General features: G+C 41.5%; 9 protein-coding genes and 1 riboswitch. Of the genes, 3 read left to right on the top strand and 6 right to left on the bottom strand.

Annotation, left to right across the window (positions count from 1 at the left end; all coding sequences use genetic code 11):
- Complete coding sequence (locus MKX65_RS23020; RefSeq protein WP_340905861.1) at positions 1–1356, bottom strand: NCS2 family permease; 1356 nt, start codon at positions 1354–1356, stop codon at positions 1–3.
- Between the two features lie 63 nt (positions 1357–1419).
- Positions 1420–1519, bottom strand: a riboswitch (purine riboswitch).
- A gap of 181 nt (positions 1520–1700) precedes the next feature.
- Here MKX65_RS23020 and MKX65_RS23015 point away from each other — a divergent pair.
- Positions 1701–3755, top strand: coding sequence for a methyl-accepting chemotaxis protein (locus MKX65_RS23015; RefSeq protein WP_160545823.1), 2055 nt, complete (start codon positions 1701–1703; stop codon positions 3753–3755).
- Positions 3756–3949: 194 nt separating this feature from the next.
- On the opposite strand, the gene MKX65_RS23010 is transcribed toward MKX65_RS23015, so the two are convergent.
- From MKX65_RS23010 to MKX65_RS22990, 5 genes are all read right to left on the bottom strand, one after another.
- Positions 3950–6775: a DEAD/DEAH box helicase gene (locus tag MKX65_RS23010; protein WP_340905859.1), complete on the bottom strand. Its 2826-nt coding sequence runs from the start codon at positions 6773–6775 to the stop codon at positions 3950–3952.
- A complete protein-coding gene (locus tag MKX65_RS23005) occupies positions 6768–8390 on the bottom strand; it encodes an SWIM zinc finger family protein (RefSeq protein ID WP_340905857.1) in 1623 nt (540 codons plus the stop codon). Before MKX65_RS23005 ends, MKX65_RS23010 begins: the two co-directional genes overlap by 8 nt.
- A gap of 278 nt (positions 8391–8668) precedes the next feature.
- Entirely contained in the window at positions 8669–9964 is a 1296-nt protein-coding gene (locus MKX65_RS23000) for an ABC transporter substrate-binding protein (protein WP_340905856.1), read from the bottom strand.
- 88 nt (positions 9965–10052) lie between these two features.
- Positions 10053–10880, bottom strand: coding sequence for a carbohydrate ABC transporter permease (locus tag MKX65_RS22995; protein WP_340906371.1), 828 nt, complete (start codon positions 10878–10880; stop codon positions 10053–10055).
- Entirely contained in the window at positions 10880–11848 is a 969-nt protein-coding gene (locus MKX65_RS22990) for a carbohydrate ABC transporter permease (protein ID WP_340905854.1), read from the bottom strand. The genes MKX65_RS22995 and MKX65_RS22990 overlap by 1 nt, the downstream gene beginning before the upstream one ends.
- A gap of 174 nt (positions 11849–12022) precedes the next feature.
- Here MKX65_RS22990 and MKX65_RS22985 point away from each other — a divergent pair, with 174 nt between their 5' ends.
- Positions 12023–13816 (top strand): cache domain-containing sensor histidine kinase, encoded by a 1794-nt coding sequence (locus MKX65_RS22985; RefSeq protein ID WP_340905853.1) that lies wholly within the window; start codon positions 12023–12025, stop codon positions 13814–13816.
- 2 nt (positions 13817–13818) lie between these two features.
- On the top strand, positions 13819–15411 hold the full coding sequence (locus MKX65_RS22980) for a response regulator (protein ID WP_340905852.1): 1593 nt from the start codon (positions 13819–13821) through the stop codon (positions 15409–15411).
- The last annotated feature ends 370 nt before the right edge of the window (positions 15412–15781 follow it).

The raw sequence follows: 15781 nt of genomic DNA, 5'->3' as shown, positions 1-15781 counted from the left end.
TTAGTGACTTAGCATAATAAAATTAATAATGAAAGCAATACTTACAAAGTACATAATCCAGTGTAATTCTGCTTTTCTCCCTGTAACAAGCTTTAGCAGAGTGTATGAAATAAATCCAAATGCCAAACCCTCTGCAATACTATAAGTTAAAGGCATCATAATAATGGTTAAAAATGCTGGGACCACGTTTGTAAAATCATCAAAGTCAATATTCTTAATTTCACTCAACATCAAAGCACCGATGATAATTAATGTAGGAGCGGTTGCCACCGAAGGAATGATACTTATAAGTGGAGCAAAGAAAAGACCGAGGAGAAACAGTATGGCGACAACGAAAGCCTTTAAGCCTGTTCTTCCTCCTTCGGCAATTCCGGTAGCATTTTCAACATACGTATTTAAAGCTGTACTACCAAATAGAGCACTTGCCATTGTACCAATTGCATCAGCAGTAAGAGCACGGTTTAAATTTGGAATTTCCCCATTTTCATCTACTAAGTTCGCTTTTTTAGAGAGACTTATTAGAGTAGCTAAGCTGTCAAAAAGCTCTACAATGGTAAAAGAGAAAATGACAGAGATTATTCCGTAAGCAATTGCGCCTTTAATATCCATTTGCATAAAGGTTTCAGAAATGCTTGGGATAGATAGTGAGGCAACATCACTTAGTGAGTGAGGGGTAGCTGAAAAACCCAAACTCATTGAAATCATAGCAGTTGTCAAAATACTAATGATCAAAGCTCCTTTTACCCTCAGAGCCATTAATACGGCCGATATAATGAGACCAATAATTGCTAGTAAAGGACCGGTTGAGGTAATGGCTCCTAAACCTACAAAGGTTGATTCATTTGCAACTATAATTCCAGCGTTTTTTAGACCTATAAATGCCACAAAAAGGCCAATTCCAACACCAATAGCTGAACGTAATGTTTTCGGTACACCATCAACAAGCTTTTTTCGAACACCTGTGACGGAAAGGATAAAGAAGAATATACCAGATATAAACACAGCGCCTAATCCAGTTTGCCAACTTAAGCCTTGTCCAATGACAACTGTATAGGTAAAGAAAGCATTTAACCCCATACCAGGGCCAGCGACAATAGGGAAGTTTGCCCAAAATGCCATCAGTAATGTACAAAAAACAGTACTAAAGATAGTCGCGGCAAGGGCAGCCTCTTTTGGAATGCCTGCCTCACTTAAAATGAGTGGATTAACAAAGATGATGTAACTAACCGTCATAAAAGTAGTTAATCCAGCTAGAACTTCCGTTTTTGCATTCGTTCCTCGTTCAGATAGCTTAAAAACCTTCTCTAGTAAATTTGTTTTTCCAAGATGTTCCATACGTTGTTGTGGTAATCCCATGTTTATCACTCCTTTATTTAAGTAGGGCTTTTTTGGCATAAAAAAACTACGAAAAAATATGCCAAGAAAGCATATTTTTTTCGTAGCAAGAAATTTACGGTTTCTAAGTAGAGACCCTTAATCCAATTATTAAGGTTATACGAAAAAATATGGGGGTTAATATTTACAAAAGTTATCATAATGTGCCGAAACAAAGGGTACAACTACTCTGTCAGATTTTCTAACCTTGTTTTTTGAATATTTTTTATATTTAAAATTAATTCTTTACTCTTATGATTTAATGTGCTAAATTCTAGGAGTTAATACCCAGTATTATATGAAAATAACATCTAGGAGTGAGTCTCATGTCGTTAAGAACTAGAATAATAAGTATTACAAGTGTGTTTATCATCTTATTAATTGTTGTTAATAGCTCTTTACAATGGAATGAAACTAGTAAAATAAAAAAACAAACGGAAACCGTTTTGGCAGAGCTAGAATTAAATTCAGAAGGAAATGTTAAAGAAAATTTAAATGGATTAGCTAGCGAGATTTCGAATCAAATTGTAGTTTTAGAGGAAGAAGTAGATAAAAACATGCTTAATGCGGCGTATACATTGCAGCAAATGGATTCAAAGGCAGTGCTTACCAATGCAGATCTTGAAAAGATAGCAAAACAAACAGGAATGACAGACGTATATCTTACTGATGCACAAGGGGTGTTTACACAATCAACAGAGGAAGCGTCACTTGGTTTAAACCTTGTCTCTATGGTGGGGATATATGGACAAATTCTTTCTGGTGAATCTCCTATAATAGATGGACCATTAATGTTAAAGCAGGAAACGGGTGAAATCTTTAAATTTACAGCCATTCCAAGACTAGACGGGAAAGGAATAATTGAAACAGCACTAAACGCTGAACTCTTTGAACACTCTTTTTCTCACTATTTTGAGGAGGAAAATGGCTTAAATTCTCTGTATTTAATTGACTCGTCCAATTTGGTATTAACAGAAAATCTTAAAGAGGGTCAAGACTCTTTATGGAAGAAAGGGGAGGTTGTTAAACATGAAGATATTAAACAGGTAATTGAATCTGGTGAATCTATCATAAATATGAGAGGAAACTTCGCAGAAATCTTTTATCCGGTTGTAGTAAATGATGTGGTCAGATATGTATTGTCTGCTCAGATCGATACAACTCCTTACTTCGAAAACGCCGAGATAGCCAACCAATCATTGGAAGAGGTTCAATCAAATGTCGCAAATACCATTGTCAAGACACTTACTACCTCCATCATTTTAACGCTTATTCTTATAACAAGCTTGGTTATTTTTATACGCAGAAGCTTTAAACCACTTCAATCTATCAATCATCATGCACAAAAAATTGCACAGGGAGATCTATCTAGTGAACCAATTTATGTAAAATCAAAGGATGAGATCGGATCGCTTGCTCTATCATTTAATCAAATGACGGAAAATCTTAGAGAGGTATTACATAAAGTTTCTATTGACTCTGAACAGGTTGCTGCTTCCGCAGAAGAATTAACAGCTAGTGCAGAACAAATGAGTAATGCATCAGAACATATAACATCAGTAGTACAAGAAGTGGCTACTGGAACAGATGAGCAAGTTAGAGACATTGATAGTACAGACAAAACGGTAACAAAAATGCTACATTACGTTCAACAGATAACGGAAAACTCACATCTAGTTATGAAAAAATCACATGAAACATCAGTGAAAGCGGCAGATGGAAATGAGGTTATACAAACAGTAGTAAAACAAATGAATACCATTAATGGCACCGTTAATGAAACATCAAAAGTGATAGAAGAACTCGGTGTTCATTCGAATCAAATTGGGGCTATTTCAAAGGTAATAACAGATATAGCAGCACAAACGAATTTATTGGCACTGAATGCAGCGATTGAAGCAGCCAGAGCAGGGGAACAGGGAAAGGGTTTTGCCGTAGTTGCCAATGAAGTTAGAAAACTAGCAGAACAATCATCCCAATCCGCAAGTCAAATAAACTCGTTAATTCAACGCATCCAATTAGAAACTTTAAACGCTGTTAAATCAATGAAAAATGTAACAACAGAAGTAGGTGATGGAATCGATCTAGTGAACCAAGCAGGAACATCCTTTGGAGACATTAGGGGGGCAGTCGATGAAGTAAACGAGCAAATATCTGGTGTATCTAGTTCTGTTGAACAACTAACTCAGGGTATGGAACAGATGGTAGAAGTAGTTAAAATGGTCAAGCAAGTTTCAGAAACAACTTACTCGGGCACACGAGAAATATCAGCCGCTACTGAAGAACAATTAGCTTCCATGCAAGAAATCTCATCCTCAGCCGCTTCTTTAACAAAAATGGCCGAAGAATTAATGGAACTAATAGGTAAATTCAAAATATAATAATGAATCACCACAAAAAGACCCAGCCACTGGCTGGGTCTTTCTGCGTCCCGCTTGCGGTGACAGACACCCTTCGTGGACACTTTTGCCGGTTTTGTTCACCTGAGGCGGACAATAGACAAAATGTAAAGTGTCCACTCCAGGCGGACAAAAAGGCCTGATCTGTCTTTTTGTGGTGACAGACACCGTTTTTACTAGGAGAGTAGGATTAAGTCGCGGAGCTCGTCGGTGGAGAGCTCGGTGATCCAGTTGTCGCTTTGGATGATGGCATCGTTTAGCGTTTGTTTTTTCTCTAGCATGGCGTCGATTTTTTCTTCGAGTGTTCCGGTACTAATGAATTTGTGAACATGAACGAATCGCTTTTGGCCGATTCGGTACGCTCGGTCGGTTGCTTGGTTTTCAACGGCGGGATTCCACCAGCGGTCGTAGTGGATGACGTGATTCGCCGCTGTTAGATTTAACCCTGTTCCACCGGCTTTTAAGCTTAGCAGGAACACGGGGAACTCGCGGTTTTGGAATCGTGTGATCATTTCATCACGCTTCGCTTTTGGCACACTTCCGTTTAAGAAAGGAACTTCAATTCCGTACTTCTTATTTAACACGCGTCGGATGATTTCACCCATTTCAATGTACTGGGTGAAAATCAAGCCACTTTCCTCGCGCTCGAGCACGGCTTCAATGAGCTCCGTTAATTTTTCAAGCTTAACCGAACGTTCAAGAAGCTGTAATGGATTTTCTTCCTTCAAGTAAAGGGCAGGATGGTTGCACAGCTGCTTTAAGCGGCTCAACAATTGTAAAATAAGTCCCTTGCGCTCGAGGCCAGTTAACGTTTCGATCTGAGCAAATGTATCTTGAACGAGTTGCTCGTACAATGATGCTTGCTCGGCCGTAAGCGGACAATATTCCTTTTGCTCCTGCTTATCCGGCAGGTTAAGAGCAACCTCTTCGTCTTTTTTCGTCCGTCTTAGTAAAAATGGACGAATCAATGCCTGAAGCTCACTGATTTTTTCCTTTTCGTTGTCTTTTTCAATCGGCAAGACGAACTTTTTCTGGAAATTTCCTAAGCTTCCTAAGTAACCGTGATTGGTAAAATCAAAAATACTCCAAAGCTCGGTGAGGCGGTTTTCCATCGGTGTTCCCGTTAGTGCGATGTGGTGCTTACCATTCAGCTTTCGAACCGCACGGGATTGCTTTGTTCCTGCATTTTTTATGTTTTGCGCTTCGTCAATCGCAACTGAGCTCCACGTAATGGCCTCAAACTCGGCTGCATCAATATGGGTCAGTCCATAGGACGTTAACACCACGTCCGACTCCAACACTTTCTCGTTGAACTTTTCCCCCTTCAAGCGATTCGAACCGTAATGCAGGTAAACCTTCATATTTGGAGCAAAGCGTTCGATCTCCTTTTGCCAGTTGCCAAGTACGGAGGTTGGGCAAACAATCAAAGCGGGTGCCGGATTTTTTTCCTCTTTTTTCACCTGTAAAAGGTAACTGATCAACTGAATCGTTTTTCCAAGTCCCATATCATCCGCTAAAATCGCACCAAATCCATACTTTCGTAAAAACAATAGCCAGCTCATGCCTTGTTTTTGGTATGGTCTTAGCTCACCGAGGAAGCTTTTTGGCACTTCAACCTCAGGAATCGACCGAACGTCCTGAAGCTGCTTGATCATTTGCTTCCACTGACGGTTCAGCTCAATTTGTATTTTGGCAAACGCACGTGGATCATCTAGCGATTGGGATGGATCTTCGTCATCTCCACCTAAAAGCTCCTGCTGAATAAGGTCCCTTACGTGCATGCCTTCTTTTTCCGCTTTTTTCATCAGATCTTGAATCGTGCGAATAAATCCTGGATCGAGCTTGATCCAGCGACCGCGAATAAACACGAGGCGTCTTTTTTCCTCAACCAGCTGATGGAATTCATCCTCACTTAGCTCCACTCCGTTCATCGAGAAGCGCCAGTTGTAATCGAGCATTGCCTGTAGGCCAACAAATGACTGACCGCGTGAGCCTGTTCCCTTGAGCTTTGCTTTAACTTTCAAGTTCGCATTCTTCATCGCTTGCCACCAAGAAGGGAGGAGAATCTCGACTCCTAGTGCCAGCAACGTTTCACTCGCATCAGACAAGAACATCCAAGCATCGTTTTCCGTTAACTGGCTTGTGACTCCACGTCTTCCTTCCAGCCATGGAAAAAGTTCCACCCAGCGCTGTTGCTCACGTTCGATATACGAATCGTACGCCTGCCAGTTGCTTGGCATATTGCTGTCATCTTTGGCATCCACAATTAGATCGGGTTGATTTTTTCCACGTAAAAAGACTTGCAATTCCCATGTTCCATCAAGGTCCGCTGGTTCTTCTAATCGCAGTCCTAATGAAAACGGTACTTGAGACTCCTTCAGTCCAATCCATTCGCTCCAGGTTTCTTCATCAAAATAAGTAGCCAATGCGCGTGGAGACAAGGCTTGATTTTTCAAAGCATCAAGCTTTACTCCCACTTTTTCGTGCCATTCCTGATTTCTGTCGAAGAAAGCGCTCAGGGAGGAATCGAACCATTTTTCTATAAAAAGCTGAACGGTTTCTTCCTCAGAAATTTGTTGTTCAAAAAAAGACGGATCAAACTCCTGCTTTACCCGTTCAGGAAGGGCCCAGCGGAATTCGTCTTGTTCCCACGCTGAAAAATCTGGAAGCCAATCTTTTTCCGAAATGGCTTCGTGAAGCGAATGGGCTGAGGCAAGACAGATTTGCGCCGTTTCATCCCAGTCCCACTCGATCAGCTGGTTGAATTGCTCTTGTGCTAAAAGGGAGACAAGCTGCCAAGCATCGATGGACACGCCGGGATGTTGGTCAATCGTTTCTTCATCGACAAAGGTTCCGTAATACGATTCCTTATGGCGGTTAAAAAGAAGCGATTTCCATTGGGACGGTTGGACGTCGTCGTTATGGTCATTGGTTGCCCAAATAAAGTAGCGATTGTTCTCTGTATGACGAATGTGTATGTGTACGAGTCTCGTTTTAAGCATGAATCAGCTTACCCCTTTGACATTCCTCGTGAAACGCTCGAAGCCGTTTCGTGCGCTCAAGTAATAGGTCGAAAAATTGCTCAAACTCGTCTTGGCGCTTGAGTTTTTTGTATAGTGTTCGAAGCTTTTTTAGCTCACGAACAGCTTGGCGATAGTTGCCGCGATTTTTTAAATCTATATTTTTTTGAATCGATTGATGGTAGAGCGGCAAAAGGACGGCTGGGTCCTCTTTTTGAAGCTCTTTGATTTTGTCGGTCGAGATGGAGGTCATGTCATAGCCGATATAGGCTTGCAGGTCGCTCCATTTTTCGTATTGCTTTTCTATATATAAGTATTGCTCGTATTCACGGTAGCTGTAGGGAAGAAGCTGCATGAGAATTTTTTCATACAGATCAATCCGATTGGTTTCTGAGCAATAGGATTGCAGCACCCTTGTTGCATAGCGTGTGAAGTCAAAGCATGCGTAGCTGTTCGGTAAGCTGAGTAAATATGGCCGTAAGTATCCAATAAATGCCTCAACGAATGGTCCCATGCGTTTCCAGTCACGCTGTGATTTAAAGTCCTCCAACCAGATGAGAAGAAAAGGACTAATGTCTGCTTCGTGTTGAGTGATGATAGCTAGAGCTTTTTCGTCTCGTTTTAACAATAGGTTGAGGTGAATGAAGCCAATGGATAGGGCGTAGGAGCCATTGATTTTTCCAAGGTTCGCTAGTTTTTCTAGCTCTTCTTCACGCCAATGCTTCTTTTTAAAAAGAGAACTCCAAAGCAGCTGATAAAGTTGAATTCGTTCGAATTCTAGGGCGACCTCGTCGATGAGAAGGTCGGTTACGTCATCTTTGAGTCGGGCGATGAACTCATCAAAGGCGAAAGGAAGGGCGTGTACGCTTAGGCGGTTAATGAGCACCTCGGTTTCGTCAATGAGTGAGAAAAATAGCTGCTGGTAGTTGCGTTCAATGTCATACGAGCTATGACCGGATTCCTGGCTTAAGTTGAGTAACTGGCGGAACGAAAAGATGTTTCCGATCAATAGGTAGAGCTGCTTCCACTCTTGTTCAACAGGTGCACTTGCACGGAGGCGTCGTGTATAGGCCTGGTACAGTTCTGGGATGAGGTAGGGCTTGGGTGTACCTTGGCCATTCAGGATGGATTGGAAGCTATTTTGAAAGGTTTGAACCCAATGGTCGTAATCGGGTTTGATGGTGCCTGATCCTTTCATTAGATCCTTGGCCTTCATGAGTCCGAGCTGTTGCGCCGTTTTTTTCTCATGAAGAGGAGTGCGCCATTCCTCGACCCAGTCAGCCACGCTGCCAACTTGAGAAAATGCGTAAAGAAAGGTAGCGACGATATGACGGCAAATTCCGTCGGCTGGGCAGGAGCAGGAGCTTGTTTGGAAGAAGTTGAGTTCCACCTGAACAAACACCGGTGAAACATCCTGAACCGTTGATGTAACCGAGCCATCCTCGTAGCGGACCTTTGTAACAAGCCCTTGTCTATATATCAGAAGTCCTTTCTGCACCAGCTTCGCATCCGGCTCATAACCCGGACTAAGGAGCTTCGAAACATCTGCGGCAGTCGCTTCAATTAATTCTTTGTATACCTCAGGGATATGTGACATTCCGTCCAACCCTCCCGTTATCAAAAATAGTCTATCCTCCATTATACCACTGAATGCAGTGACAGACACCCCTCGCGGACAGAAAGTGAGGAAGTGTCTTTTTGCGGTGTCTGACACCGTTCGTGGACAGAATGTAGAGAAGTGTCTTTTTAGGGTGTCTGTCACCGTTCGTGGACAGAACTGCCCTTTTTGTCCGTGTCGGGTGGACAGTCGGGGGGGCAATACAAAAAACTGACCCAACTTAGTTGAGTCAGTCAGTGAATCTTATGTTTTACTACTTATTTCTTAAGCTTCTGCCAAGTTGCGTCGAAGGCTTTCATTGTGTCTTCTTTAGATGCTTGGCCGCCAACGTATGCTTGAAGAGCTGCACCGAATTCTTGACCAGCACCGTCTGGGTACTTCATGAACTGCCAAGAGTACGTTTTGCCTTCTTGAGAGTACTTTAGAAGGTCAGCGCCTAGAGGTCCGATGTCGTCAGCTGATGCTTCAACTGACTTGAATGCAGGGATGTACTTGAATTCTTTTGTTAATGCCGTCTTACCAGCTTCAGAGGTAACCATCCAGTTTAAGAAGTCTTTTGCTACTTCTTTTTCTTCATCCGTTGAACCGTTGTGAACAACCCAGTTACTTGGTACGTCAACCATTAGCTTATCTGCTTGTGCTGCATCATCTGTAATTGGCATTGGAATAAATCCAACTTCAATTTCAGGGTTGATCTTGTCTAACATTGGTTGAATCCAGTTCCCTTGTTGCGTCATTGCAGCTTCGCCAGTAGCGAATAGCGTTACTTGTGTGTTGTAGTCAGTTGTTAATGGATTTTTGTTACCATACTTAATCGTTAAGTCGATTAAATCAAAGTACTTGCTTACGAATTCGTTGCCTTCAATTTTACCAGAACCGTCGTTTAAGCCAGTGAAGAAAGCATCTGTGTCTTCTTGGTAAGCAAATGGAACGTTTAAGCCGTGGTTTGCTAATACCCACCACTCGCCATAACCGATCGAGAATGGAGTAATGCCAGCATCTTGAAGCTTCTTAGCTGCAGCTTCTAATTCAGAGAACGTCGTAGGAAGCTCCGTGATACCTGCTTTTTCGAATAATTCTTTGTTATAAGCAAAGCCGTAACCTTCCATATTTAAAGGCATACCGTAAATTTTCCCATCAGATGTCATACCATCTAGAGTACCTTCGAATGCGTCAGCTACCCAAGGTTGGTCAGATAAATCTTCTAACTTATCCTGCCAAACCAGTAATTGTGCATCTCCATCATTTGTGAAAATATCAGGTGCTTTATTTGAAGCAAATTTTGCTTTTAGTGCAGCAGCACCGTCCGCACCGCCACCAACTGTTTCAATATTAAAAGTCACATCAGGGTGTTCTTTAGTATACTCATCTGTTAACGCTTTCAATTGATCAGCAATTTCAACCTTTCCTTGGAAAATATCAATTACTACTTTATCGTCCTTGCTTGCACCTTCTTTGTCGCCAGAAGTGCTATCACTTGAACAAGCTCCTAAAAGAAGTGAGGCAGACAATACACCTGCTAAAACAGAATACTTTTTCAACTTTAAAGCCATTTTTGTTTTCCCCCTTGGAAAAAGATCTTTAAAATTTTTATATTTGATTCCACAGCCGGAGCTTTTTCAGACTGTGGAGGTAAAACCCTTACTTAATCGAACCACTAGTAATCCCCTTAATGATGTGTTTTTGCATCGAGAAGAAGAAAATCAATAACGGAATGATACCAAGTACCAATGCAGCTAGTGCTAAATCCCATTGCTTCGTATATTGACCGAAGAAGAAGAAAGTCGCAAGTGGAATCGTTCTTAGCTCCGGATCCTGAAGAACAAGAGACGGCAATAGGAAGTCATTCCAAATCCATAAGCTGTTTAAAATCACAATCGTCACCGTAATCGGCTTCAATAGTGGAAAAACAATTCTCCAGAAGACGCCGAATCTAGAACAACCATCAATGATTGCTGCTTCTTCCAGTTCAACCGGAATTCCTTTAATAAAACCGTGGTACAAGAAGATCGTCATTCCAGACCCGAAGCCTAAATACATAATCACAAGGCCCCACACGCTGTTCAGTAATCCAAAATTTCCAGCTGTTTTAATCAGCGGAATCATAATGGATTGGAACGGAATAATCATCGCAGCAACGAAGGTCATAAAGATGATATTACTAATCTTCTTTTTCGTACGAACGAGCATATACGCCGCCATCGAGCAAAAGATCACCAAAACTACATTACTAGCAATCGTTATAATCAACGAATTTTTAAAAACGTTAAAGAAATCAAGCATTTCAAAAGCTCGTACATAGTTTTCAAACTGAAACACTTTCGGTAATGCCGACGTATTCGTTAAAATTTCGGCAAAAGGCTTCAAGGAGTTTGACACCACATAATAGAAAGGGACTAGGAACAAAAGTCCGAGTACAATCGCAAAGATCTCAACACTGAAGGTTCTCCATGAATACTTGTGACCCATCACGATTCAACCTCCCTTTTCTTAGAAATCGTCACTTGTAATACGGTAATTGCAGCTACGACAAGGAAGAAGATCAATGCCTTGGCTTCACCAATTCCGTAACGGTTATTAACGAAAGCCTCTGTATAAATATTAAGCGCTAACATTTCCGTTGATTTAAATGGCCCACCATTCGTTAGCGATAGGTTCGCATCAAAGATTTTAAAAGAGGATGCCGTTGTTAAGAATAAACAGATCGTTACAGCTGGTGCAACTAATGGCATCGTGATGTGACGGAGAATTTGAAATCTGTTAGCCCCGTCAATTCTTGCTGCTTCAATTAATTCTTGTGGAACATTTTGTAGTGCCGCGATATAGATGATCATGATGTAACCTGCACCTTGCCACACGCTGACAATCACAATTCCCCAAAAGGCTGTGCTTGCATCTCCTAGCCAAGCTAGTTCAAAAAGTGGAATTCCTGTGATTTCACCGATAGAAGCGAATCCTTTTACAAAAATAAACTGCCAAATGAATCCTAGTAAAAGACCACCAAGTAGATTCGGCATGAAGAAGACTGTTCGTAAAATATTTCTCGTTTTCAGCATTTGTGTCACGAGAATCGCTAATCCAAACCCGATCACGTTTGTGAGCAAGATTGCTACAATCGTATATTTCGTCGTTAGAAGGAAGGAAGCGTGAAACTGTTTATCTTCAAAAATCAAATACTTAAAGTTATCAAGTCCAACCCACTGGACCGACCCCGTAATCCCGTTCCAATCCGTAAATGCATAATAAACACCCGAAAAGAAAGGAATTAGGACAATTAAGGTAAATGCTAAGAATACAGGTCCAACGAATAAGGTGAACAATCCTGCATCTTTCAGCTTCTTTTTACTAAACAAAGGAGTGGACACAGCTTTTTGCGTGCGTTTCTCACTAACAACAACTGCCCCGTCAACTTCTTTTACATTACTTTGACTATTCATCCCCTGCACCTCCATAGTCCTATTTTCAACTATTTTAAAAAACTATGAAACGGCTTACATTGACCAACAGGGTGGAAAATATTGAACGGTTTCATTTTTTACACCCTCTGTTAAAGTCCAAGAAAATTGTGCTACAATGAGTGGGATTTCGTGTCCGAGGAGGAGCAGGGAGCTATGAAGTGGGGAATTAGAAAAAAGTTAATCATCTTTTTAATGCTGGCAACCATCCTTCCATTTGGTACAGCGATTGGAATCACCTATTACCAAACAACCAACTCTATTAATGATCAGTTTGTCTCCACGAATCATGACCTTATCACAAAAGGTGAGCAGGAGCTAACGGTTTATCTGGAAGATATTGCACAAATGTCAACGGTGCTCTATCGCTATGACCCGCTAATGAGCGTGATGAGAGAAGGAGTATCGGGAGACATTGGGAGTAACCAAGAAGAAATCCGACGCGCGCTAGCGTATTTATTTAATACACGTCCTGAAATTGAACAAATGCATTTGTATATTGATAAGGATAAGGACTCGTTTACGAACTATCATTCTACGATTAGTGGCAGGGGTGAATACGAGAATATCATGTCGCATCCTTATTACGCGCAGCTACCCGATCATGAGGATTTTTATTTAATTGAACCGCCACATGAAATATCCAGCTATAACAATATGGCCTTTATACCAAAATCACAGAGTACAAAGGTCCTCAGCTTTCATAGCATTATTCGCGACGTACCAGCGGAAGATATATTAGGTTTTCTTTCGATTGATATTAATTTATCAAGAATCGGTGCGGTAGCGGATCGGTTATATACAAAGGACGCCGAAGAGCTTTTCATTGTGAATGATCAGGGAATCGTGGTGTATTCCTCTAATGAAGAAGTGATTGGAGAACCAATGAAGGAGAGTTGGTACGAACCAATCAAGGAGCAACCGGTATCCACAAAGAGCCTAGAATGGGACGAAGGGGTCATCGTGTTTGACCAATTTTCAGGACCTGTTGAAAATTGGTATATTGCCAAGCGTATTCCGTATGATGTGTTGTACCAAATCGCTCGCCAGACCGCCTATACGAACATCCTGATCGGGATTGTAACCATGGTCGTCGTACTAGGAGCAACGATGTTTGTTTCTTTTAAAATTACAGCCCCTATCAAAGTGCTTATTTCCAATATGAAAAGAGTAGAAAAAGGGGAGTTCAAGGCTGATTTTGAGTCATTAGGAAATGATGAAATTGGTATGCTAGGAAAACATTTTAAGAGCATGATTGAAAAAATAAATGAATTGATCGAGCGCGAATACCGGTTGGAAATTGAAAATAAAGCTTCCCAGCTTCGCGTCTTACGCTCGCAAATCAATCCGCATTTTTTATATAATTCGCTCCAGTCGATTGGCACGTTGGCACTCAAAGCAAACGGGACAAAGGTGTATACCTTGCTAACGTCACTTGCAGCAATTATGCGCTATAGCATGAATATGAAAGACGATATCGTCCCGCTTTCACATGAAATACGGCATGTGAAAGCGTACTTGCAGTTACAAAAACAACGATTTGATGATCAATTTAACTTTCATTTAGTGATTCAAAAGGAAACCGAGGGAATTCTCGTTCCGAAGATGATTCTGCAGCCAATTGTTGAAAATTGCTTTAAGCATGGCTTTGATCAGCATACAGACAAACAATCGATCATCATTTCAGCGGCTGTCCAGGAGAACGGGATGCTTAAAATCTCCGTGAAGGACAATGGAGCCGGAGTAACCGATGAGCAATTAACCCTTATTCGTCACGAATTATATAGTGATGCGGAGAAGTCATCGGCATCGATCGGCCTGAAAAATATTTATGATCGCTTAGTAATTTATTATCGAAATCAAGCGGATTTTTCCATTTATAAAAATGGAGAAGAAGGCTTTGTTGTAAGCATGAGCATTCCTGTTGAAATGCCGAAGGAGGGGAACTAGCCGTGATCGTTTTAATTGTTGATGATGAAACGCATGTACGTGAAGGAATCAAACTTCTAGGGGAGTGGGAGAAGCACGGAATCACCACGATCTATGAAGCGAGCAATGGGGAAGAAGCAACGAACCTGATCGAAAAACACCGTCCAGAGATTATTTTTTCCGATATGAAAATGCCGAAAATGGACGGCACGAAGCTACTTGAATGGATCAAAGGAAATCACCCCTCAAGCAAGGTGATCGTCGTCACTGGATACGATGACTATCATTATATGAGAAAAGCTATTCACTTCGGAAGCACGGATTATTTGCTGAAGCCGGTTGATCCGGAGATATTGAATCAAACGCTAGAAACGGCTGTGAACGAATGGAAAGAGGAAGAAGAGGAGCGGAAAAAAGAAGAGACTAGCGGACAGTTGATGAACATGATGAAGCCTGTCTACCGCGACCGAAAGTTGACGCAGCTCATGAATAGTGATGAAGGTGTAGACGAGGGTCTGTTTGAGGAATTAGGGTTTCAGTCATCTCGAAGCTACACGGTGGGGATCATTCGGGTGAACCGAAGTACGATTGAAGCCTTTAGTGGAGATCGTGATTTAGCCTATTTTACAGTACTAAATGTGGTGAACGAGATTTTACTAGAAAAAGAATGCGGAATCGGGTTTCGATATTTATCCAACAAAGGTGAGGTTGTGATCATCTTTTGGGACCGGTTTGATGAGGTCGGGGACATTCTTGCTGGCATTTATGAATCTCTGCAAGCGGCCATGAATATCGCTTGTCCGATGGCGTTAGGAAAAATGGTCGGTGAAAGCGCACAGCTAATGGAATCGTACCGAGAAGCGAGGAAAGTACTCGTGGGCAGAAATCTATTGGAGCCGAAAGCATGCAAAGTGTATGTGGAATATATGATGCCGGACAAACCGTTGAAGAGCCTCATGGACTACACCTCAAGCATAGACCTAGCGATGCAAGCAGGAGAAATTGAAGCATTCGATGAGGTTATTGAGCAGGTGCGGGCCGATTTTACTGAAAATGATTACTTATCGGTTAGACAAGTATTGCAGTTTGAAAATGAGTACTTGCTGTTGAGCAATCGCTCGTATAAGGCCAAAAAGCTTGAGGTGAAGGTGTCTGAAGATGTCGAAGGGCGAGTGGATTCGTTCTTTGATGAAGATGGGAACTTCATGCTGGATGAGTATGTGGCTGCGAAAAGGCGCGAGATCAGTTTGTTTTTGAGGAAGCTGAAGAAACAGGCTAGTAGAAAGACAAGCAATATTATTGAAGATATCGAAGCATATTTGCAGGCAAACTTCGATCGCGACGTGAAGCTACAAGAGATCTCTGAGCATTTTTACATTAGCCGGGAGTATATTTCAAGAAAGTTCAAGCAGGAATTTAACGTGAATATCTCTGATTACATTGTGAACATTCGAATGAAAAAGGCAAAATCATTGTTGAAAAATAGCCAGCTGAAAATTTATGAAATTGCGAATATGATTGGCTATCAGGATGATAAGTATTTTCGTAAGGTGTTTAAGAAGGTTGTGGGGATTACGCCGAATGAGTATCGGGGTAGTTTGGATGTGAAGAAATAGAGTTGTTGGGAGACTACCTTTGGTGGTCTCTTTTTTAAATAGAAGAGGCCGAGTTGGCGGGGGTGTCAGTGCCTGTTTATGAGGAAAATAGGGTTTGATGGTCACTGAAAGTGTAGTTGAGTGCCCATGGAGGGAGGAAAAAGGGGTTAACGGTAAGTGAAAGGGTAGTTGAGTTCCCGTGGAAGCAGGGAAACTAGTCTAGCGGTAACCAAAAGAGTTTCTAAGTCCCCATGAAGCAGAATATATATATTTGATAGTAATCTAATTTCTTCTACACCTGGTCAGGTCAATATTTTCCACCCTACTAGTCAATGTAAGCAGTTTCATAAAATCTATGAATCTCTAAAATAGGGAGTAAGATATTGTAAAA

Source organism: Robertmurraya sp. FSL R5-0851 (assembly GCF_038002965.1).
GTDB lineage: Bacteria > Bacillota > Bacilli > Bacillales > Cytobacillaceae > Robertmurraya_A > Robertmurraya_A beringensis.
This window is presented reverse-complemented; position numbering and strand designations above follow the sequence as displayed.